The sequence below is a fragment of the Saccharothrix ecbatanensis genome, from assembly GCF_014205015.1.
In the GTDB taxonomy this organism is placed as follows: Bacteria; Actinomycetota; Actinomycetes; order Mycobacteriales; family Pseudonocardiaceae; genus Actinosynnema; species Actinosynnema ecbatanense.
In genome coordinates this window covers 4,654,894-4,675,756 of record NZ_JACHMO010000001.1, presented here as the reverse complement: position 1 = coordinate 4,675,756, position 20,863 = coordinate 4,654,894, and the positions used below count along the sequence as shown (strand labels likewise).

Sequence of the window (20,863 nt, the reverse complement as noted above, 5' to 3'; positions counted from 1 at the left end):
TCGAGTCTTCCGCACCGTGCGGTGCGGCGCCCTCTCACCCCAAACAGTACGCGTGTCCTGTATTCCGCTTCAACCCGGTCCTACGTTGATCGGGGCATCATCACATCCGTGGTGCGTCTTGATCGAATCGGCAAGCGCTACGGCCGCGGACCGTGGGTGTTGCGCGACGTGTCCTTGACCGTGGAACGCGGTGACGTCGTCGTGCTGCGCGGCGGGAACGGGTCCGGCAAGTCGACCTTGTTGCGCGTCGCGGCGGGCGTCACGGCGCCGTCGTCCGGGCGCGTGAGCAGGGGCGCGTCGGTCGGGTACGTGCCGGAGCGGTTCCCGACCGGCGTGAAGCTGTCCGCGCGCGACTACCTGCGCCACCTCGCCGCCGTCCGGAGCGTGCCGGTGCGGTGGGACCTGGTGGAGGCGCTGGGTTTCGTCGGCGAACCGACCGCGCCGATGGCCACCCTGTCGAAGGGCAACGCGCAGAAGATCGCGCTGGCGCAGGCGTTGCACGCGACGGACCTGCTGGTGCTGGACGAGCCGTGGTCCGGGCTGGACGCCGCCGCGGCCGGGGTGCTGACCGACCTGGTGGCGTCGTCGGACGCCGCCGTCGTGCTGACCGACCACCACGGGCACGACGTGCCGGGCGCGCGTGAGGTGGCTCTCGGCACGGTGGCACATGGTGGCGTGGTGATCGAACTGGAGTCGGTGGGGGAGGCGTTCACGCTGATCAGCTCGCTGGAAGGCGTGTCAGCGGCACGGGCGGTCGGCGGCGGGGCACGGGTCGAGGTGCGGGCCGGCTTCAGCGACGGCGTGCTGGCCGAGGCGCTGCGGCTCGGCTGCTCGGTGCGGAGCGTCCGCTCGTGACGGCTCTGGTGCGGTACGTGCTGGCGGACGTGCTGCGCACCCAGCGCTGGCTGCCGCCGCTGCTGGTGCACCTGGCCGTGCTCGGGATGCTCTACGCCTCCGACGCCGGGCCGCCGCTGCCCGCGTACGCCGGGACGTGCGTGCTGGTCTACCCGATGTCGGTGTGGCTGACGGTGGTGATCTCGACCGCCGAGGACCCGGTCCGCCGGACCATCACGGTGGTGACGGCGGGAGGGTGGGCCCGCGCCCAGGCCGCCGTGACGGCGTTGTCCGTCCTCGCGGCCCTGGGGCTGGCCCTGATCGCCGCGCTCGTGCCCGTGGTGACGCAACCGCGCCCGTACCCTCCCGGCACGGTGGCGCAGGGGTTCGCGGCGCTGGCGGTGTGCGCGCTGGTCGGCGTGGGCGTCGGCGTGCTGTGCGGCCGACCGGTGATCACGCAGCCCGGCTGGTCCGTCCTCGCGGCGACCGCCCTGGTGGCGCTGGTGTTCCTGTTCGGCAGCACCCCGCCGATCGGCAACGTGCTGTGGTCGCTGTCCCACGACAACGGCGTCACGTCCGCGTTGACGCTCTCGGGTGTGCTCGCGGTGGTCTTCGTGGCGGGCGCGACCTGGCTCGGCACAGCGGTCGGCCCCCGCCGCGGGTGACGCTCGCGACGGGGGCCGACCGGTGGATCAGCGGACTACTTGACGGCCTTGATCAGCTCGTCGATGTCCTTCGGCTCCAGACCGCGCATCAGCGTCAGGAACAGCTCGTTGTAGGTCCGCAACGGGCTGATGTACCACTTGCCGTCCACCTCGGTGGCGACCACGCCGACGCCGTCCTTCAGCACCTGCGCGCCGACGCGTGCGATCACGTCCACCGCGGCGGGCGGGACGTTGCGACCGCCCTGCTGCTCGACCAGCTGCCCGAGCTCGTCCGCGCAGAGCTTCTGCGTCTTGCCCTCACCGGTGGCCGAGTAGCAGTCGCCGTCGCGGGCGATCTCGTACTGCTCGCCCTTGGCCTCCACCACCAGCTTGCGGATGGTCAGCAGCGTGCCGCCGGTGACGTCCTTGGAGTCCGTCTCCAGCTCCACCAGTTTCGCGCCGGTGTCGGGCGTCTTGCCCGCCTGATCCAGCAGAACCGGGCCCACGTCCTGGAGGACGCCCATCTCGTCGGGCGGCAGGAGGGCGATGACACCCTCCAAGTCGCCGGCGAGGGCCTTCTGCACCATCTGCTTGGCGGCGTCGTTCGCCGAACCCGCGCCGGCCGGCGCGATGCCCTGGGCCGGCCACTTGAGGTCTTCGGACTCCAGCGCGGCGTGCGCGATGGTGTAGAAGAGGCTCGGGTACCAGTCGTCGCCGACCTTGATGGTGGCGATGCCGATCGGCTTGCCCTTGCGGTCGGCCATCTCCTTGGCGAAGTCCAGCGTCTCCGTGTCGGGCTTGGCCTTGTCGAGGTCCGCGCCGAGCGCGTCGACCAGCTTGTCCGTCAACGGGATCTGCTTGACGTCCGAGGTGATCGTGATCTTGCCCTCGACCACCTTGTTGATCGTCAGGCGGTCGTTGACCTTCTCCGCGGCGGCGTCGTCGAACTTGATGCCCTCGCTCTTGACCTGGATGCCGGTGAGCTTGTTCGGGTCGGCGTCCTTCTTCAGGATCTCCAGCCGCTTGGCCTCGCTGACGGTGGCCTCGGTGTAGTCCTTGCTCAGCTTGGCCTCGGCGGGCGCCAGGCCGTTCATGATGCCGATGACGTCACCGCTGCCCAGCGCGCTGAGCAGGTTGTTCGCCGCCGTGGACGGGCTCTCGGAGCCGGCCGCGACGTCGTCGGAGCTGCGCAGCGCCCACACCGTGGCGACCGTGCCCGCGGCCAGCGCGAGGACGGCGACGATCGAGGTGATGATCAGGCCGGTGCGCTTCTTCTTCGGCGGTTCGCCACCCGAGTAGCCGAACGGCTGCTGGCCGAACTCCTGCTGGTAGCCGGGCTGTTGGTAACCGGGCTGCTGGGGCTGCGCGAAGCCCTGCGGACCGGTCTGCGGGTAACCCTGCTGTGGCTGGGGGCCGGTCTGCGGGTAGCCGCCCTGGTTCGGGTAGCCCCCCTGCTGCGGGCCCTGCTGGGGGTAGCCGCCCTGTTGCGGGTGGCCCCCCTGCTGCGGCTGGCCGTACGGGTTGTTCTGCGGTGGCCATTCGCCTCCGCCGCCGCCTGGGTAGCTCACGGTGCGCCTCCTGGAGTGCTGATCGCTGTGCGGGATTTCGCGGTGAGCACGGTGATCGCTCCTGCGACCCCCAGCACAGCACCACCGAGGGTTGTCACCGGTCCGATCGTGCTGATCCCGACCAGTGCCGCCTCGTTGCCCCCTTGGACGGCGGCAAGTGCCGCCACCGTTCCCGCAATCGTGCCAAAGAGCAGAACCAGGCACGCGGCGAACCGGCGAAGTCGCATCACCCAGAGCACCACGGAGCACACCGCCAACGGGATGAGCCCGACCCAGATCCCGCGCACGACCTCGCCCGACACGCCGTCCAACCCGGCGAAACCACGAAGAGCGAGCACCTCGTAACTGCTCCTCGTGACCGTGCCGGACCGCAGCCAGGGCAGGAACGTGCCCACCACCGCTGTGACCAAACCGATAACTCCGAGCACCGCTCCAGCCCGTTGCCTGGCGGTCGGCTCCGCCGACGGTCGTCTCATGGTCGGCTCCGCCACAGTTGTCTCATGGTCGGCTCCGCCGACGATTCCCACGCACCCCGACATGCTCGCAGGCGTGTGGGACGGTGGTGGCATGAGTGCACGGGACGTGATGGCCGTCGCACGGCGGATCACCGTGCTCACCGGCGCGGGGGTGTCCGTCGAGTCGGGCGTGGTGCGGTTCGGGTTCGACGCGGCGGCGTTCCTGACGTCGGCGCGGGCGCGGCGGTCGGCGTGGGAGTCCTGGCTGGACGATCCGATGTGGACGGCCGTGCCGAACGCCGCGCACCACGCGGTGGCGGGGCTGGAGCGGGCCGGGCGGGTGCGGGCGGTGGTGACGCAGAACGTGGACGGGCTGCACCAGCGGGCCGGGTCTTCGTCGGTGGTCGAACTGCATGGGTCGATGTCGCGCGTCGTGTGCGCGTCGTGCGGGGCCACCAGTGCGATGAGCGGGGCGTTGGAGCGTGTGCGCAGCGGTGACTCGTCGCCGCAATGCGTGGTGTGCGGCGGAATTCTCCGGCCGGCCACGGTTGCGTTCGGCGAACCGCTGCACCCCGATGTGCTGCGTGCCGCGCGCACGGCGGTGTTGGACTGCGACGTGATGTTGGTCGCCGGGACGTCGCTCATGGTGGAGCCGGCCGCGCAGTTGGTGCCGTTGGCGGCGCGGGCGGGCGCGGCGGTGGTCATCTGCACGCTGGAACCGACGCCGTACGACGAACTGGCGGCTGCCGTGGTGCGCGAGCCGGCCGCCTCGGCGCTGCCGGAGTTGGCGGCGGTGCCCGTGGTGGCGACCGGGCCGATCCGCACGTGGGGCGACCCGAGCAGCTGGTAGTCACCCGTTGGGGCGGCTCGATCATCCTCCCGTGAGCAGGCGTCGGTGGAAGCATCGGTGGTGTGGGAGATCAGCAGTCACCGATCAACATCCGCGACGCGGTGGTCGTGCCGCAGTTGGAGGACGAGCTGGCCGTGCGGTGGCGCGCGGACCAGTTCAGCGCCGCCGAGGAGGGTCACGGCTGGCGCTTGCGGCCGAAGGGCGAGCACTCGGTGCGCCTGTCCGGGCACGAGTTCCGGCTCGACAACATCCACTTCCACCGCCCGGGCGAGCACTGGATCGACGGTCGGGCGCGGGGTGCGGAGATGCACGCCGTCCACCTGAGGGCGGACGACGGGTTGCGGGCGTGCGTGGTCGCGGTGTTCCTCGACCTCGGTGAGCCGGGCGCGTCGGACGCGAAGCCGCCCAGCGGCATCGACCTGCCCACGCTGTTCCCGGGCGAGGGCTTCCACCGCTACGAGGGTTCGCTGACCACCGGCGAGTTCGACGAGGTGGTGAGCTGGGTGGTGATGAAGGACCCGGTCCAGGTGGAGGACCCGGCCCTGCGCGCCTTCGTCCGCGCCCACGCCGACCGCGCCCGCCCCGTCCAGCCCCTCAACCGCAGGTTCGTGCTGACGACCCGCTGAGCCGAGCGGTGGTCAACGCGGGCGGTGGTCAATAAGGTCACGGTGCATGCGCGTACCCCTGACTGTCGCCGATTTCCTCGACCGGGCGGAGCAGGTCTTCGCCGACACGACGGCCGCCGTCGACGAGCCCGACCAGCCCGCCGCGCCCGTGCCGACGACCACGTACGGCCGGTTCGCCACCCGCGTCCGCGCCTGGCAGGCCGGGTTCGACGCGCTCGGCGTCGGCGAGGGCGAACGGGTCGCAGTGGTCAGCCACAACTCGGCCCGGCTGCTCGAACTGCTGCACGCCGTGCCCGCGTCCGGCCGCATCGCGGTGCCGGTCAACTTCCGGCTGCGCGCCGACGAGGTGTCCTACATCGTCGAGCACAGCGGCGCGTCGGTCCTCCTGGTGGACCCCGAGCTGGACTCCGCGCCCGACTTCGGCCGGATCGCCGCCCGGCGCCGCTTCGTCCTCGGCGAGCAGACCGAGTCGGAGCTGATGCGGTTCGACACCGAGCCCCGCCCGTGGAGCGAGCCGGACGAGGACGCGACCGCCACCGTCAACTACACGTCCGGCACCACCGCCCGGCCCAAGGGCGTTCAGATGACGCACCGCAACATCTGGATCAACGCGGTCACGTTCGCCATGCACGCCCGCGTCTGGGAGCGGGACGTCTACATGCACGTCCTGCCGATGTTCCACTGCAACGGCTGGGGCATGCCGTTCGGCCTCGCGGGCCTCGGCGTGCCGCAGGTCGTGCTGCGCAAGGTCGACGGCGCCGAGATCCTGAGGCGGGTGCGCGACCACGGCGTCACGCTGATGTGCGGCGCGCCCGCCGTCTGGAACGCGGTCCTCGACGCGGCCCAGGAGTGGGACGGCGAGATCCCGGGACGCGACAAGGTGCGGATCATCTGCGCGGGCGCCCCGCCGCCGAGCCGCACCATCGCCCGCGTCGGCGAGGAGCTCGGTTGGGAGTTCCTCCAGCTCTACGGCCTGACCGAGACGTCGCCGCTGCTCACGTTCAACCGGTCCCGACCGGCCGACGACGCGCTGTCGGCGGACGAACGGGCGCGGAAGCTGTCGAGGGCGGGAGCGCCGGGGCTGGGCGTGCGGCTGAAGGTGTCCGAGAGCGGCGAGGTGCTGGCCCGCGGGAACGTCGTCATGGCCGGCTACTGGGAGAACCCCGAGGCCAGCGCCGAGGCGTTGGAGGGCGGCTGGTTCCACACCGGCGACGGCGGCACGCTGGACGACGAGGGCCACCTGACGATCTCGGACCGCAAGAAGGACGTGATCATCACGGGTGGCGAGAACGTGTCGTCCATCGAGGTGGAGGACGCCCTGTTCAGCCACCCGGCGGTGGCCGAGGCGGCGGTGATCGGGGTGCCGCACGACAAGTGGGGCGAGACGATCAAGGCGCTGATCGTGACCGCCGAGGGCGCCGAGGTGACCGAGGCGGAGCTGATCGCGCACTGCAAGGCGCGGCTCGCCGGGTACAAGGCGCCGACGTCGGTCGAGTTCCGCGACGCCATCCCGCGCACCGCCACCGGCAAGGTGCAGAAGTTCAAGCTGCGCGCGCCGTACTGGTCCGATCTGGACCGCAAGGTCAACTGAGGGTGTCCCCCGTCCGACGGACAGTGTGTTTGCCGCGCCTGCTGTGACCCATGTGGTTGATGTTCATGCCGGGACCATTGGAATCAGTGAGGTAGGAGTGGCAGAGTCGGGCCCTGTCACGCCGTTCGGCGTAACGCTGATCGGCTGAGTGCGCGGGGAGGCGGGAGTCGTGACGCGATGGATGGTCTCGACCGTGGTCGCGCTGATCACCGTGGTGGGCGTGGCCGGCACGGCCGTCGCCGTGCCGCCGCCACCTCCCAACCCCAGTGACTCCGAGATCGACGCCGGTCGGCAGCAGGCGGACGCGAAGGCCGCGCTGGTCGGCGAGCTGACGGGTCGGCTCACCGACGCCGAGGCCCGGTTGCGGCAGCTGACCGACGACGTGGCGTTCAAGATGGAGCTGGCGAACAAGGCACGGGTCGACCTGGAGACCGCCGAGGCCGAGGCCGACCGGGCGCGTCGGGAGGCCGAGTCGGCGAAGGTCGAGGCCGCCGCCGCCGGCCAGGCCGTCGAGCAGGCCCGCGTGCGGCTGGACGAGTTCGCCGGCGCGAGCTACCGGCAGGGCAGCCTCGTCGGCTCGGTCTCGGCGTACATCGGCGCGTCCAGCCCCGAGGACCTGCTCGCGCGCGCCCAGCTGTTGAAGGCGGTCAGCGAGTCCAGCCTCGACGCGCTGGACGACGTGGAGCGCAGCCGGGGGGAGAAGGCGAACAAGGACGCCGCCGCCCGTGCCGCGCTGGATCTGGCCGGCCGGAAGGAGGCCGCCGCGGATCAGGCGAAGCGTGACGCGGAGGTCGCCCAGACCGCCGCCTCGCAGGCCCAACAGGGGCAGGCCGCCGCCGCGCAGCGGATCCAGGACGACAAGGCCGCGGTGGAGGGTCAGCTGGACCAGGCGTTGGGTGCCGTCCAGGGTTTGGAGGGGCAGCGCGCCCAGTACAACCAGTGGCTGGACGACAAGCGGCGCGAGGAGGAGGAAGCCGCGCGTCAGGCGGCGTTGGCCGCTGCGGCCGCGGCGGCTGCCGCTCAGCCCGCCCCGGCGCCGGCGCTTCGACCGCAACCCGTGGTGGCGCCGAGCAGTGGTGGCGTGGAGACCGTCGTGGCGCGTGCGATGAGCCAACTCGGCGTGCGGTACTCGTGGGGCGGCGGCAACTACGACGGGCCGACCGTCGGCATCCGTGACGGTGGCGTCGGCGATGCGCACGGCGACTACTACACCGTCGGCTTCGACTGCTCGGGGCTGATGATGTACGCGTTCGCGGGCGTGGGCGTCTACCTGTCGCACTACAGCGGCTACCAGTACAACGCCGGCCGCAAAGTGCCGCTCGCCCAGGCTCAGCGCGGCGACATGCTGTTCTGGGGTCCGGGCGGCGGCACCCACGTCGCCCTCTACCTCGGCGGCGGCATGATGGTCGAGGCGCCGTACTCCGGCTCGTCCGTCCGCGTCGCCCCGGTCCGGTACGGCGGGATCATGCCGTACGCCACGCGCCTGCTGTGACTGCGGCCGCGTGGTGCCTGCACCGAGAACTCCGCCGTGTCGCCCGACCGGCCCGGTGACGTGAGCATCCACGCCACCATGCCCCCCGAGGAGCAACAGCGCGACCGGTCCACTGTGGACTCAGGGCGGATATGCCCCTTATTCGGTGTGACTGCGAATTCATGTCCGGAAATGCGGATATTTGGGAATTTCGGTCATGATCACCCGAATGCGCGACACGGATTCGGTAATCTCTGGAGATCTGAGGAAGTCACGTCCAGGGGGGACCATGGCGGCCGGCTCATCGCTGCCCGACGACGGCGAAATGAACATCGACAGACGTGGCCATGGTGTCGTCGACCAGGCCGCGCCGCGGTTTCCCAGCGCGTCGCGATGAACGGCGGCTTTCACCAGGCGGTGCTCGAACACGCCGACGCCGCGGTGCTGGTGGTCGACCCGAGCGACCTCGGCGTCCGGTGGGCGTCCCCGGCGGCACGGCGGCTGTTCGGCGGCGCGTCCGGCGTCCTCCCCGCACTCGTCGCGGACGGCGACGCGGCGGCGGTCGGCACGTTCCTCCAGGCGGTGGGTCGCACGGGTGCTTCGCGGTGCACGTGCGCGGTGCCGGTGGAGGGATCGGTGCACCGACGGGTGGACCTGGTCGCCCGGGACCTGAGCGCGGACCCGGACGTGCGCGGCCTCGTCGTGGTCGCGCTCGACGTCACGGGCTGGGCGGAGACGGCGGCCGAGCTCGGCATCCGGCTCAACACCGACGCGTTGACCGGTCTGGCGAACCGCCCCGGGTTCCTGCCCCGGCTGGAGCAGGCGGTGCGCGGAGCGCCGGGCACGGTGCTGCTGTTCCTCGACCTCGACCAGTTCAAGGAGGTCAACGACCACCACGGCCACGCCGCCGGCGACCACGTGCTGCGCCTGGTGGCGTTCCGGCTGGCCGCTGTCGTGGCCGGTCGCGGCACGGCGGCCCGGCTCGGCGGCGACGAGTTCGTCGTCCTGCTCGACCGGCTGGACGAGCAGCAGGCGATCGCCGCCGCGCACGAAATCCTGGCCGTGATCGCCACGCCGGTGATGTTGGCGGACGGCGTGGTCCGGGTGTCGGTGTCGGCGGGCATCACGTTCGTCCGGCCGGGGCACGGCGCGGAGGACCTGCTGCACCAGGCGGACCTGGCGATGTACCGGGCGAAGACGATCGGCCCGGTGGGCGTCGCCGTGTACGACGAGGACCTGGAGGACTGGGCGCTGGCCCGCAAGCACCAGGTCGACCGGCTCGCCGAACGGCTGGAGGAGCTGCACGCGGAGAACCGGGCGCTGGCCGAGGCAGCGACGATCGACCAGCGGACCGGCCTGCCGAACCCGGCCACGTTCGACGCCGACCACGCCCGCCTCAACCGCGTCGGCGAGCCCTACAGCCTGCTGCTCGTCGACATCGACCGCTTCCACAGCTACAACACCCTGTACCGCTACCTGGCCGGGCACGAGACGTTGCGCAAGGTCGGCCAGGCCATCCACCGCACCGCCCGGTCCGCCGATCGCGCGTACCGGTACGGCGGCGAGGAGTTCACCGTGCTGCTGCCGGACACGCGGCTGGAGGGCGCGCTGGCGTTGGGGGAGCGGATCAGGCAGGCGGTGGAACGGCTCGGCGTCGAGCACCGGGGCAACGCCGGCGGGGTGGTGACGGTGTCGATCGGCGTGGTCGAGGTGCCGCCCGGGGCGTCGGTGACGGACGCGGTGGAGGAAGCCAGCGTCGCCGTGCTGGAGGCGAAGGACGCGGGCCGGAACCGGGTGATCGGCCGACGGGCCGGCGGCGGTTAGCCCGGGTGGTCACGCTGCGAGCGCGTCCAGGAGCCACGATTGCGCCACGCCGACGGTGACGTCCTCTCCGGTCACCGTCCCGACCAACCGCCAGTACCGGCGCAGCCGGGGATCGCGCTCGACCTCCGTCCGGCCGAAGAGGGCACGGCGGAACGCGGGCGTGTCCCGTGCGCCCCACACCGCCGCGTACGCCGCCACGAACACGTCCAGCGCAGGCCCTGGCTCCGGCGGCCGACCGGCCTGGACCAGCGGACGTGCCAGGGCGCACGCCTGGCCGACGCCGTCGTGCAACGCCCGTTCGTCCGGCACACGGGCACGGCCCGCCAACCGGTGGCGCAGCGACGGGTCGGAGGTCAGCACAGCCATCTCGGCGTAGGCGAGCACCTGCGCGGGCGTCGGATCGGCCGGCGGCGGTGGCGCGCTGACGGACAGGAACATCTCGACCGTGTCGGCGGGCGCGGGCCCGAGGTAGTGCCGGCTCCAGAACGACGTCAACGACTGCCGCACCGCCTGCCCGTCCTGCGCGGCGGCGAGCAGGGCCAGGCGTGCGTCACGCGCGGCCGGTGACGCTTCCTCGACCGCGCGCAGTGAAGCCCGGCGCCAGGACAACTCCGCCAGCGACACGTCGAGCGCGGCCCGTTCCGCCGCGACCACGTCGGCCAACGACCGCCGTCCGGCGAGGACGTCCGCGATCACGGCCAGGCCGAGCCCGAGGCCGCGCAGCCGCCGGACGGTCTCCAACCGCTCCACCGCGTCCCGGTCGAACCTCCGGTGCCCGCCGGTGCTGCGCGGCGGGTCGAGGATGCCTTCGTCGCAGTAGAACCGGATCGTGCGCACCGGCACGCCGGTCAGCCGGGCCAGGTCGCCGATGCCCAGCACTGTGTCCCCCGTCACGATCGGTTGAACCTCCACCCCGGTGCCGTTCCTACGGTACGGCCATGACGAACACCGACCGGCTCGCCGAGTGGTTGTGCGAGCAGACCTCCGCCTTCGCCGCGCACGTGCGCGATTTCGCCGCGCCGGTGCCGACCTGTCCGGAGTGGACGGTGCGGGACCTGGTCGCGCACATCGGCCAGGAACACCGCTGGGCCGCCGACATCGTGCGCACCGGCCGACCGCCCGCGGTGCCCGATCCCCGTGCCCAGGAGGTGCCGGGGGACTGGGCCTCGTGGCTGCACGCCGGCGCGCGGGAGTTGATCGATGTGGTGGGTGCCGGCACCGCCCCGGTGTGGACGTTCCTGGGTGACCGGCCCGCCCGGTTCTGGCTGCGCCGGATGGTGCACGACACCGCCGTGCACCACGCCGACCTCGCGGGCCGTGCGCCGGTGATCGCGGCCGACCTCGCGTCGGACGCCGTCGACGAGGTCCTGGGCTTCGTGACCGCGCCGGGTGCCGCCACCGTGAAACCTGCGTTGGCCGAACTGCGCGGCGACGGCCAGACCCTCTTGCTGCGCCCGCCCGACCTGACGCCGTGGCTGATCACCCGCGGTCCCGCCGGCCCGACCTGGCGACGTGGTGACGCCGACGCCGACGCCGACGTCACCGTCTCCGCGACGGCCCGCGACCTGCTGCTGATCGCCACCCGGCGGCTGCCACCCGACGACCCGCACGTCACGATCAGCGGCGACCGGGTGCTGTTGGACCACTGGTTGGCCCACACCGCGCTCTAGACCGCCGCGGTGCTCCTCACCCGTGTGAGGGCTTGATGGGCCGTTCAGTCCAGGCGATGGCTACGCACGGTGGAAAAATCGGCCAAATCGATTGCAAATCGATGAACTCAACTGGGCTGTTCTAGTGAAAGTGACTACAGCGGGTTAGGAATATGGGGTGCCGCCGCGCGCACGGGGAGTGCGGCGCGTCTCACCTGACCCAGGATCGGTGCCCTTGTGAACCACGACTCGATGCAGCACTTCTCGGACGGCCTCTCCACCCTCACGCTCGCGTTCATCGTCTCGGTGATCGGCTCGCTGCTCGGCCTGGCCTGCATGGCACGCGCCCGTGCCGAGCAGACCCGGGGCGCCAAGGTGCGGTGGACGGTGTTCGGGGCGGTCTCCATCGGCGGCGTCGCCATCTGGCTCATGCACTTCATCGCCATGCTGGGCTTCGAGATCGCCGGTGCCACGATCAAGTACTCCGCGCCGGTCACCGCGCTGTCCGCCGTGGTCGCGATCGTGGTGGTCGGCATCGGGCTGTCCCTGGTGACGCTGATCCGGTTCACGAAGATGCGGCTGCTGATCGCGGGTGCGCTGGCCGGGCTCGGCGTGGCCGGCATGCACTACATGGGCATGTCCGCGATCCGGTTCAGGGGCGAGATCTCCTACGACCGGACGATGGTGGTGCTGTCGTGCGTGATCGCGGTGGTCGCGGCGACGGCCGCCTTCTGGTTCACCCTGGTCGTGAAGACCACGGTGGCGAGGTTGGCGGCCGGTCTGATCATGGGTGTGGCGGTGACGGGGATGCACTACACCGGCATGGCGGCGGTGCGGGTGAGCGTCGACCCGACGCGCGCCGTGCCGTTCGGGACGAGCGTGTTCGACCTGGTGTTCCCGGTGTTCGTGACGAGCGCGCTGGTCGTGGCCGCGCTGTTGTGGATGCTGTTCACCGCCGAGGACGACGCGCAGGGCGAGCCCGCGTAGGTCGCGGCTACCGTGGGGCCTGTGGCGTCCTGGGCGGCGGTGGTTCTCGCGGGTGGCCGGGGCAGCAGGCTGGGCGGGGTCGACAAGGCGTCGGTCGTGGTCGCCGGCCGCGCGCTCCTCGACCACGTGCTGGACGCTGTCGCGTCCGCAGAGCAGACCGTCGTCGTGGGGCCGCGCAAGGATGACGTGCCCGGGGTGACGTGGGCCAGGGAGGATCCGCCGGGCGGTGGACCGCTGGCGGGCCTGGCGGCCGGGTTGGCGCACGTCGACGCCGAGGTGGTCGTGGTGCTGGCGGTGGACCAGCCGGGCATCACCCGCTCCACTGTGGACCGGCTGTTGGCGGCGGTCGGTGACACCGGCGCGGTGCTCGTGGACGACGAGGGCCGGCACCAGTGGCTCACCGGCGCGTGGCGGACCGAAGCGCTGCGCCAAGCGCTACCCGCCGACCCCCGTGACGTCTCGATGCGGTCCGTCCTCGGCCCGTTGGCCCCGGTGGCGGTCGCCGCACGACCCGGAGAGGCCCACGACGTCGACACCCCCCACGACCTCATCCGGTAACCCGTCGACGTGCCGGCGGGTCAGTGGGGGATGGGCCGGCGGGGGCGCGGGTCCAGGTCGTGGCGGTGGTGCTCGATCGCCAGGGCGATCTGGAAGGCGTCGTCGGTGTGCTCCAGCCGTGGGAGGTAGCCGACGCCGGCGGCCAGCAGGGGCAGGTCGACCGCGAAGTAGAGGGCCATGAGCGGGTTCACGAACAGCTCGCTGCCGGCCGTGCGCGACGACAAGGCGACATCGCCGAACGAACCGCTCAACGCGGCGGCGATCTGCCCGTTGACGATGCTCGGCCGCAGTGGCGTGGCGGCACGGGCGTGCGCGACCGCGTCGAGGTACGCCCGCGCCTCCGCCGACTCCGGCGGGATGGAGAACGCGCCCAGGTAGCCGCCTTCGCGTTGCAGCGCGGCCAGGTTCTCCAGGACGTGCGCGTGGCACACGCCGTGGAAGCTGTCGATGCCGAACCCGAGGCACACCACCAGGCGTTCGACGCCCTCAATCCCGGCCACCGCGGCCAGGCTCGCCATGTCCTCCTCCGGCGTGCCGAGCCCGGCCTCGTCACCACGCATCAGGATGTCCGTGCCACCGTCCACCAGCACGATCGCGTCGAGCCGCAGCCGGTCGACCAGCGTCCGGTACGCGGCACGCAGCGGCCGGACCCCGGTGCGCGGGAACGCGTGCACGGTCGACGGCATGTCCTGTGACTCGAGCCACCGGGCGAGCACGCGTTCCGGGAAGTAGTCCTCGTTGCCGGCGGTGTGGGGGCGCACCGCGGCCAGGCCCGGCTCCACCCAGTCGTCGATGTCGATCCGGTCCAGCTCGCTGAAGGACAGGTTGGCCAGGTGCACCTCCTTGCCCTGCGCACGCAGCGCCACCGCGAGCGGCAGGCCGGCGTAGACGTCGAAGCCGCCTCCGGCGCCCGCGATAAGGACGCGTTCGGCGGCCCGGAGGCGGGTGAACAGGGGCGGCTCCGCGAGCGAGAACACCTGGCCACGCTACGCGGCCGTCGGCTCACCGGGCTCCACTGTGGATCACCCCGGTGGGCCGTCGGGCATGTCAGGACCCCCTTCACAAGGTCCATACCGTCTTCGGGGGAGACTGGGCCGGCAGTCGCACAACCCTGTCGAGGAGGACCTTTGTCCGAGCCCGCCGCCGAGGCGATCCACACGCCGGCTCGTGACGCCCAGCTGCTCGAACGCACCGTGTTCGAGGTCAAGCGGGTGATCGTCGGGCAGGACCGGCTGGTCGAGCGGATGCTCGTCGGTCTGCTGGCCAAGGGCCACCTGCTGCTGGAGGGCGTGCCCGGCGTGGCCAAGACGCTCGCCGTGGAGACGTTCGCCAACGTCGTCGGAGGCTCGTTCTCCCGCGTCCAGTTCACCCCCGACCTGGTGCCCGCCGACATCCTCGGCACCCGCATCTACCGCCAGGGCAGCGAGACGTTCGACGTCGAGCTCGGCCCCGTGGTGGCGAACTTCGTCCTCGCCGACGAGATCAACCGCGCGCCCGCCAAGGTGCAGTCGGCGATGCTGGAGGTCATGGCCGAGCGGCACGTGTCCATCGGCGGCAAGACGTTCCCGATGCCCAACCCGTTCCTGGTCCTGGCCACCCAGAACCCGATCGAGAACGAGGGCGTCTACCCGCTGCCTGAGGCCCAGCGCGACCGGTTCCTGTTCAAGATCCAGGTCGAGTACCCGACGGCCGAGGAAGAGCGGGAGATCGTCTACCGGATGGGCGTCGAGCCGCCGGTGCCCAGCCAGGTGCTCGGCCCGGACGAGCTGGTCCGCCTCCAGGGCGTGGCCTCCCGGGTCTTCGTGCACCACGCGCTGGTCGACTACGTGGTGCGGGTGGTCATCGCGACCCGTGCGCCCAAGGAGCACCAGCTCACCGACGTGGCCGGATGGGTCACGTACGGCGCCTCGCCGCGTGCCAGCCTCGGGATCATCGCCGCCGCCCGCGCCCTGGCGCTGGTGCGCGGGCGTGACTACGTGCTGCCGCAGGACGTCGTGGACGTGGTGCCGGACGTGCTGCGCCACCGCCTCGTGCTGTCCTACGACGCGCTCGCCGACGGCGTCCCGCTGGACCACATCATCACCCGGGTGCTCCAGACGGTGCCGTTGCCGCAGGTCTCGGCACGTCCGCAGGCCCCGCAGCCCGCGGGCAGGCCGTGACCGAGTCGACCCCGGCGATCCCCGAGCGGCCGAACTGGGCGCCGCCGACCATGCACGGCGGCCGGATGGAAGCGGCCCTGCGCACGCTTGAACTGGAAGTGCGCCGCCGGCTCGACGGGCTGCTCCAGGGCAACCACCTGGGCCTCGTCCCCGGACCGGGCTCCGAGCCCGGCGAGGCGCGGCCCTACCAGCCCGGTGACGACGTGCGGCGGATGGACTGGGCGGTCACCGCCCGCACCACCGTGCCGCACATCCGTGAGACGGTCGCCGACCGCGAGTTGGAGACGTGGCTCGCGATCGACCTGTCACCGAGCCTCGACTTCGGCACGGCGGCGTGCGAGAAGCGTGACCTCGTGGTCGCCGCGACGGCCGCCGTCGCGCACCTGACGCGTGGTGGCGGCAACCGGATCGGCGCCCTGGTGTCGACCGGCGCCGACCTGGTCCGCGTGCCCGCGCGCGGTGGTCTGGCGCACTCGCGGGGCCTGATCCGCAAGGTCGCCGAGACGCCCCGCGCGCCCGAGGGCACCCGCGGTTCGCTGGCCGACGTGGTTGAACAGCTTCGCCGCCCGCCGCGTCGCCGCGGCCTGGTCGTGGTGATCTCGGACTTCCTCGGCGGCACGGAGTGGCAGCGCCCGCTGCGCGCGTTGTCCGCCCGGCACGACCTGGTGGCCATCGAGGTGATCGACCCGCGTGACATCGACCTGCCGGATGTCGGCACGGTCGTGCTGGCCGACCCGGAAAGCGGTCGGCAACGTGAAGTGGTGGCGTCACCGCTGTTGCGCCGTGAGTTCGCGGCGGCGGCGGCCGAACACCGGGCAGAGGTGGCTTCCGGCCTGCGCCGCGCCGGTGCGGGCCACTTGGTGCTGCGCACGGATTCCGACTGGATCGCCGACACCGTCCGCTTCGTCGTCGCACGCAAGCGCCGCTGGTCGGGAGGGGTGGCCTGATGAGCTTGTCCGGGTTCACCGCGCCGTGGTGGTTCCTGCTGTTGGTCGTGGTCGTGGCGCTCGCGGCGTTCTACGTGGTGCTGCAACGCGTGCTGCGCAAGCGGACGCTGCGGTTCGCCAACCTGCCGATGCTGGAGAAGGTCGCGCCCAAGCGGCAGGGTTGGTACAAGCACGTGCCGGCGGCGTTCCTGATGGTGGCGTTCATCGCGCTGACGGTGGCGCTGGCCGGGCCGACCGCCGAGCAGAAGGTGCCGCGCAACCGCGCGACCGTGATGCTGGTGATCGACACGTCGCTGTCGATGAAGGCGACGGACGTCAAGCCTTCCCGGCTGGAGGCCGCGCAGGTGGCCGCCAAGTCGTTCGCGGACGGGCTCACGCCGGGCATCAACCTGGGGCTGATCTCGTTCGCCGGATCGGCCACCGTGCTGGTCGCGCCGACCACTGACCGCGGTGCGGTCACGCAGAGCATCGACGGGCTGAAGCTGGCCCAGTCGACGGCCACCGGTGATGCCATCATGGCGGCGTTGGCGGCGGTCGACTCGTTCGGCAAGGTCGTCGGCGGCGCTGACGGCCCACCGCCCGCGCGCGTCGTGCTGATGACCGACGGCAAGGAGACCGTCGGCACCCGCAAGGCGTTCGACGCGGCCGACGACGCGAAGAAGACCGGCATCCCGATCTCCACGATCTCGTTCGGCACCGAGGAGGGTGTGGTCGAGATCGAGGGTCGGCAGCAGGAAGTGCCGGTGGACGACGACTCCATGAAGGAGATCGCCGAGCGGTCGGGCGGTGAGTTCTTCAAGGCGGCGAGCGCCGAGGAGCTGCGCCGGGTGTACGACACGCTGGGTGAGCAGATCGGGTACGAGAAGAAGCAGTCCGACGCGTCGCGGCCGTGGGTGGCGCTGGGCACCGTGCTGGGGATGATCGCCGTGGCGGGAGCGCTGCTCTTCGGGCAACGTCTGCCGTGAGGGTGCAGTATGTCGGCCGTGGTGTCGACGAGGTTGCGGGAGATGGTCGACTGGTCCGCCGCGCTGCTGCGCCGCGGCACCGGCGAGGGCGTGCCCGAGTGGAACCGGCGGGTGCTGTCCTCGGGGTTCGACAACGAGTGTGACCTGCGGGTTTGGCTGCGTGAGCAGGGTGTCACGGGGTACCCGCAGATGCTGTTGGTGATGGAGCGGTTCGGCTACCCGGACGTGCTGGAGACGTCGTCGGACGCGTTGGTGGACGCCCAGTACGCCGACCGGCCCGAGCTGCGTCCCATCCTGGACCGGCTGCTGGCCGAGGCGGCGTTGCTGGGGCCGATGCGCGTCCAGGCGCGGAGGACGTACGTGGCCTTGGTGTCGCCGCGGCGCACGTTCGCCATCGTCAAGCCCGCTTCGCGCACTCGCGTCGACCTGGGTCTCCGGTTGGCCGGCCACGAGCCGAACGGCCTGCTGGAAGCGGCGCGTTCCCTGGGCAACGACACCATCACCGTCCGGATCGGCGTCGTCAGCGCCGACGACGTGGACGACGACACCCTCTCCCTACTCCGCCAGGCCTACACCGCCAACACCTAACCCCTCGCGTGAGTCCTACGTTCAGAACGCGTGAGTCCTACGTTCGGAACCCCCGAGTTCAACGCTCAGAACGCGCGAGTCGAACGTTCAGGCCCCGCGAGTCGAACGTTCAGGACCCCCGAGTTCCACGCCCAGGACAGCCGACCCGTGTTCTGAGCGTTGAATTCGGTGGTCCTGAACGTAGGACACGGTGGTCCTGAACGTAGGACTCACGGGGTCTGAACGTAGGACTCACGCGGAGGGGTTAGCCGTGGAGGGTGCGGTACGTGGTGGCGGCGCCGGGGTGGAGGGGGAGGCCGGCGGTGCCGATCAGGCTCCGGACGTCCAGGAACTGGGTGCCCAAAGTCTGCCGGGGCACCAAAGCGGCGGCACGGGAGATCAACGTGCGGGTGATCGCGGCGGCCACGGCGTCCGGCAACGACGCCCGGCACACCAGCAGGTTCGCCACCCCGATCGTCGGCACCTCACGGTCCGCCCCGTAGACCCCGACCGGCACCGGCACCTGCTCGTACACCGAACCGTGGGCCGCGCGCAGACCGGACAGCAACTCCGCCAACGGCAGCAGCCGGATCCCGGACAGCCCGTCCAACGTCGGCGTCGGCACACCACCGGACCACAGCAGCGCGTCGATCCGCCGTTCCACCAACGCCTGCGCGGCCTCACCGAGTTTGAAGTGCTCCACCCGCACCGAATCCCGCAGACCCAGCGCGACCAGCATCCGTTCACCGGACAACGACGCGCCGGACCCCTCCGCACCCAGCGACATGGTCCGCCCGGCCAGGTCGGCGGGCGCCTGCGCCGGATCGTCCTCACGCACCACCAGCTGGAGGTAGTTCTCGTACACCCGACCGAGCGCACGCAGCTCCAGCCGGGGATCCGCGACCCGGGCCGAGTCGGCGAGCGTGAGCGCGACCTGCGCCCGACCGCCGCCGAGCAGGGCCAGGTTCGCCAGGCTGCCCTCCGTCTCCAGCACCCGCCCGCGCACGTCGATCAGCTGCTCGGCCAGCAGGGTGGCGAAGTCGAAGTACATCCCGCCGCGCTCACCGGCCGCGATGGCCAACTCATCTGATGGCAGCCCTGCCGTGCACCCAGAAGCCAGCAAGCCGAGGAGGAACACCCGCCGGTTCACAGCGTCGGCTCCAACGGCAGCGTGACGCGCGCGGTGAACCCGTCCACAGAAGACAGTGCCAGCACACCCTGCCGCGCCCGCGCCAACTGATCCGCGATCGCCAGACCCAGCCCCGTGCCCGGCTTCCCCGACCGTCCACGCCAGAACCTCGACGTCGCCAGCGTCAGCTCCTCCGCCGTCAGCCCCGGACCGTCGTCGTGCACCTCGACCCACCCGACACCCGCCGAACGGTCCGCGCCCAGCGACACCCGCACCGCCCCGCCGTACTTGACCGCGTTGTCCAGCAACACGTCCAGCACCTGCGCCAAGTCCGACTCCGGGCAGCGCACCAGCACCGGCAACGTCGGCGTCCCCGGCACCGGCACCTGCCAGAACCCCGCCCGGTCCACCGCCAGCGCGCCCAGATCGGTCAACTCCGGCTCACGCCCACCCGCCGCGACCTCCGTGGCCGCGCTCTCCGCCGACGCCAACGCCAACAGCCCGTCCAGCAACGACTCCAGCCGCTCGATCTCGGCCACGCCCGCCGTGTACGCACGCAGACCCTCGGGCTTCACCTGCCCGCTCAACGTGTCCATCCGCAGCCGCAACGCCGCCATAGGGTTGCGCAACTGGTGCGACGCGTCCGCGATCAGCCGCCGCTGCTGGTCGGCGGCCTCCGTCACGGCGTCCGACATCCGGTTGAACGACTCCGACAGCTCACGCACCTCCGGCGGTCCACTGCTGCCCGCCACGTGGGCACGCCGTTCGCCCGCCGCCACCGCACGCACACCGACCGCCAGCTCCGCCAACGGTTTCAGCAGCCACCGGGTCACCGCCAGCACCAGCAGGATCGAGACAACCGCCGCCGCCAACGCCCCACCCAGGATCAACAGCCACCGCGTGGTCACGTCCGCCGCCGCACGCTCCACCGACGCCCGGAGCACCACCGCCCCCGCCACCCGCGTGCCCGTGCCGACCGGCCGGGCGAACACCACGTCGCCGGACGACCACGGCAGCACGGTCGCCACCGGCGGCGCGGGCTGGTTGCGCAGCGCGGCGTCCAACACCCGCGCCAACGCCGGATCAGCCGAGGTCAGACCCGCCTGCGCGACCGGCTGCCGGCGCGCGTCCACCACGACGACCGGCTCGCCGTACAGCTGCACGTACGCGGCGACCTCGTCCACCAGCGCCGCGCTGTCCCCGGTGGTGTCGGCCTGCTGGGCCAGCGCGGCGAACCGGTCCAGGTCGGCGGTGCGGGTCAGCACGAACCGCTGGGTGCGTTCGGCCGCCGTCGCCGACAACAAGGGCACCGCGAAAGCCGCCACGGCGGCAGCGGAGAACGACAGCAGCACCAGCAGCAGGCGGCGGCGCATTCACTCACCCAGCCGGTAGCCGAAACCGCGGATCGTGGTGAGCAGGCTCGGCCGGTTCAGCTTCGCCCGCAACCCCGTCAGGTGCACGTCCAGAGTCCGTGACACCGCCAGGTACGCGTCGCCCCACACCTCGTCCATGAGCTGCTGCCGGCTCACCGCCGTGCCCGCCCGACTGGCCAACGCCGCCAGCACGTCGAACTCCTTGGTGGTCAACGAGACCTCCGCGTCGCCGACCACCACCCGCCTGCCCTCCAGGTCGATCTCCAGGTCGCCGACCCGCACCACCCGGTCCTTCGGCCCGGTGAGCGCCGCGCTGCGCCGCGCGACCGCGTCCATCCGGGCCAGCAACTCGCCCAGCCGGACCGGTTTCACCAGGTAGTCGTCCGCGCCGAGGCGCAGACCCCGCACCAGCGACCGCTCGTCACCCCGTGCGGTGAGGACCAGCACCGGCACCGACGACACCTTGCGGATCTTGCGCAGCACCTCCAGCCCGTCGGTGTCGGGCAGGCCCAGGTCGAGCAGGAGGAGGTCGAAATCACGGTGGACGAGGAGCGCGTCCGCACCGCGGGCCACCCGGATCGGCCGGTGGTCGTTCGCCTCCAGCGCTTCGACCAGGGCGTCCGCGACCCCGTCGTCGTCCTCGACGAGCAGCACGCGCACTTCGTC

The 20,863-nt window shown here is 71.8% G+C and carries 21 protein-coding genes; 14 read left to right on the top strand and 7 right to left on the bottom strand.

Annotated features, from left to right (window positions below):
• The first annotated feature begins 108 nt into the window (after positions 1-108).
• The gene (locus tag F4560_RS19165; RefSeq protein ID WP_312869365.1) at positions 109-855 is read left to right on the top strand and encodes an ABC transporter ATP-binding protein; all 747 of its coding nucleotides are present in this window, start codon (positions 109-111) and stop codon (positions 853-855) included.
• On the top strand, positions 852-1,499 hold the full coding sequence (locus tag F4560_RS19160) for a hypothetical protein (protein WP_184921862.1): 648 nt from the start codon (positions 852-854) through the stop codon (positions 1,497-1,499). Before F4560_RS19165 ends, F4560_RS19160 begins: the two co-directional genes overlap by 4 nt.
• Positions 1,500-1,534: 35 nt before the next feature.
• On the opposite strand, the gene F4560_RS19155 is transcribed toward F4560_RS19160, so the two are convergent.
• Complete coding sequence (locus F4560_RS19155; protein WP_184921860.1) at positions 1,535-3,046, bottom strand: proline-rich domain-containing protein; 1,512 nt, start codon at positions 3,044-3,046, stop codon at positions 1,535-1,537.
• Positions 3,043-3,456: a hypothetical protein gene (locus F4560_RS19150; protein ID WP_184921858.1), complete on the bottom strand. Its 414-nt coding sequence runs from the start codon at positions 3,454-3,456 to the stop codon at positions 3,043-3,045. Before F4560_RS19150 ends, F4560_RS19155 begins: the two co-directional genes overlap by 4 nt.
• 157 nt (positions 3,457-3,613) lie before the next feature.
• Between F4560_RS19150 and F4560_RS19145 the strand changes: the two genes are divergently transcribed.
• The 5 genes from F4560_RS19145 (at position 3,614) to F4560_RS19125 (ending at position 9,863) form a co-directional block, all read left to right on the top strand.
• Positions 3,614-4,351, top strand: coding sequence for an SIR2 family NAD-dependent protein deacylase (locus F4560_RS19145; protein WP_184921856.1), 738 nt, complete (start codon positions 3,614-3,616; stop codon positions 4,349-4,351).
• 62 nt (positions 4,352-4,413) lie between these two features.
• A complete protein-coding gene (locus tag F4560_RS19140; protein ID WP_184921854.1) occupies positions 4,414-4,977 on the top strand; it encodes a carbonic anhydrase family protein in 564 nt (187 codons plus the stop codon).
• Positions 4,978-5,023: 46 nt separating this feature from the next.
• The gene (locus tag F4560_RS19135) at positions 5,024-6,568 is read left to right on the top strand and encodes an AMP-binding protein (protein ID WP_184921852.1); all 1,545 of its coding nucleotides are present in this window, start codon (positions 5,024-5,026) and stop codon (positions 6,566-6,568) included.
• A gap of 181 nt (positions 6,569-6,749) precedes the next feature.
• A complete protein-coding gene (locus tag F4560_RS19130) occupies positions 6,750-8,060 on the top strand; it encodes an NlpC/P60 family protein (RefSeq protein ID WP_184929246.1) in 1,311 nt (436 codons plus the stop codon).
• 372 nt (positions 8,061-8,432) lie between these two features.
• A complete protein-coding gene (locus tag F4560_RS19125; RefSeq protein ID WP_184921850.1) occupies positions 8,433-9,863 on the top strand; it encodes a sensor domain-containing diguanylate cyclase in 1,431 nt (476 codons plus the stop codon).
• Between the two features lie 9 nt (positions 9,864-9,872).
• Here F4560_RS19125 and F4560_RS19120 read toward each other — a convergent pair whose 3' ends face one another.
• On the bottom strand, positions 9,873-10,757 hold the full coding sequence (locus F4560_RS19120; RefSeq protein ID WP_184921848.1) for a MerR family transcriptional regulator: 885 nt from the start codon (positions 10,755-10,757) through the stop codon (positions 9,873-9,875).
• Positions 10,758-10,801: 44 nt separating this feature from the next.
• On the opposite strand from F4560_RS19120, the gene F4560_RS19115 reads away from it, so the two are divergent.
• The 3 genes from F4560_RS19115 (at position 10,802) to mobA (ending at position 13,057) form a co-directional block, all read left to right on the top strand.
• Positions 10,802-11,533: a maleylpyruvate isomerase family mycothiol-dependent enzyme gene (locus F4560_RS19115; RefSeq protein ID WP_184921846.1), complete on the top strand. Its 732-nt coding sequence runs from the start codon at positions 10,802-10,804 to the stop codon at positions 11,531-11,533.
• A gap of 216 nt (positions 11,534-11,749) precedes the next feature.
• Complete coding sequence (locus F4560_RS19110; protein ID WP_312869363.1) at positions 11,750-12,499, top strand: MHYT domain-containing protein; 750 nt, start codon at positions 11,750-11,752, stop codon at positions 12,497-12,499.
• Positions 12,500-12,520: 21 nt separating this feature from the next.
• The gene (gene mobA, locus F4560_RS19105; RefSeq protein WP_184921843.1) at positions 12,521-13,057 is read left to right on the top strand and encodes a molybdenum cofactor guanylyltransferase; all 537 of its coding nucleotides are present in this window, start codon (positions 12,521-12,523) and stop codon (positions 13,055-13,057) included.
• Positions 13,058-13,077: 20 nt separating this feature from the next.
• Here the strand turns inward: mobA and F4560_RS19100 are convergent, their stop codons facing one another.
• Positions 13,078-14,034, bottom strand: a complete 957-nt coding sequence (locus tag F4560_RS19100) for a DUF1152 domain-containing protein (protein WP_184921841.1) — start codon at positions 14,032-14,034, stop codon at positions 13,078-13,080.
• A gap of 150 nt (positions 14,035-14,184) precedes the next feature.
• On the opposite strand from F4560_RS19100, the gene F4560_RS19095 reads away from it, so the two are divergent.
• The 4 genes from F4560_RS19095 to F4560_RS19080 are packed head-to-tail and all read left to right on the top strand — an operon-like array spanning position 14,185 to position 17,716.
• Positions 14,185-15,216 carry an AAA family ATPase gene (locus F4560_RS19095; RefSeq protein ID WP_184921839.1) on the top strand — a complete coding sequence of 344 codons (1,032 nt, stop codon included), beginning with the start codon at positions 14,185-14,187 and terminating at the stop codon, positions 15,214-15,216.
• Between the two features lie 50 nt (positions 15,217-15,266).
• Complete coding sequence (locus F4560_RS19090) at positions 15,267-16,163, top strand: DUF58 domain-containing protein (protein WP_184929244.1); 897 nt, start codon at positions 15,267-15,269, stop codon at positions 16,161-16,163.
• Positions 16,163-17,128 carry a VWA domain-containing protein gene (locus F4560_RS19085; protein ID WP_184921837.1) on the top strand — a complete coding sequence of 322 codons (966 nt, stop codon included), beginning with the start codon at positions 16,163-16,165 and terminating at the stop codon, positions 17,126-17,128. The genes F4560_RS19090 and F4560_RS19085 overlap by 1 nt, the downstream gene beginning before the upstream one ends.
• 9 nt (positions 17,129-17,137) lie before the next feature.
• Positions 17,138-17,716 (top strand): DUF5655 domain-containing protein, encoded by a 579-nt coding sequence (locus F4560_RS19080; RefSeq protein ID WP_184921835.1) that lies wholly within the window; start codon positions 17,138-17,140, stop codon positions 17,714-17,716.
• A gap of 244 nt (positions 17,717-17,960) precedes the next feature.
• Here the strand turns inward: F4560_RS19080 and F4560_RS19075 are convergent, their stop codons facing one another.
• The 3 genes from F4560_RS19075 to F4560_RS19065 are packed head-to-tail and all read right to left on the bottom strand — an operon-like array spanning position 17,961 to position 20,857.
• Positions 17,961-18,845 (bottom strand): TAXI family TRAP transporter solute-binding subunit, encoded by an 885-nt coding sequence (locus tag F4560_RS19075; protein WP_184921833.1) that lies wholly within the window; start codon positions 18,843-18,845, stop codon positions 17,961-17,963.
• Positions 18,842-20,197: a sensor histidine kinase gene (locus tag F4560_RS19070; protein ID WP_184921831.1), complete on the bottom strand. Its 1,356-nt coding sequence runs from the start codon at positions 20,195-20,197 to the stop codon at positions 18,842-18,844. The genes F4560_RS19075 and F4560_RS19070 overlap by 4 nt, the downstream gene beginning before the upstream one ends.
• The gene (locus F4560_RS19065; RefSeq protein WP_184929243.1) at positions 20,198-20,857 is read right to left on the bottom strand and encodes a response regulator transcription factor; all 660 of its coding nucleotides are present in this window, start codon (positions 20,855-20,857) and stop codon (positions 20,198-20,200) included. It lies immediately after the preceding gene.
• Between the last annotated feature and the right edge of the window lie 6 nt (positions 20,858-20,863).

Coding starts and splice junctions, on each gene's coding strand:
- F4560_RS19145 (WP_184921856.1), top strand. CDS start 3,614: ATGAGTGCACGGGACGTGATGGCCGTCGCACGGCGGATCACCGTGCTC.
- F4560_RS19135 (WP_184921852.1), top strand. CDS start 5,024: ATGCGCGTACCCCTGACTGTCGCCGATTTCCTCGACCGGGCGGAGCAG.
- F4560_RS19130 (WP_184929246.1), top strand. CDS start 6,750: ATGGTCTCGACCGTGGTCGCGCTGATCACCGTGGTGGGCGTGGCCGGC.
- F4560_RS19125 (WP_184921850.1), top strand. CDS start 8,433: ATGAACGGCGGCTTTCACCAGGCGGTGCTCGAACACGCCGACGCCGCG.
- F4560_RS19115 (WP_184921846.1), top strand. CDS start 10,802: ATGACGAACACCGACCGGCTCGCCGAGTGGTTGTGCGAGCAGACCTCC.
- F4560_RS19090 (WP_184929244.1), top strand. CDS start 15,267: ATGCACGGCGGCCGGATGGAAGCGGCCCTGCGCACGCTTGAACTGGAA.
- F4560_RS19085 (WP_184921837.1), top strand. CDS start 16,163: ATGAGCTTGTCCGGGTTCACCGCGCCGTGGTGGTTCCTGCTGTTGGTC.
- F4560_RS19080 (WP_184921835.1), top strand. CDS start 17,138: ATGTCGGCCGTGGTGTCGACGAGGTTGCGGGAGATGGTCGACTGGTCC.
- F4560_RS19070 (WP_184921831.1), bottom strand. CDS start 20,197: ATGCGCCGCCGCCTGCTGCTGGTGCTGCTGTCGTTCTCCGCTGCCGCC.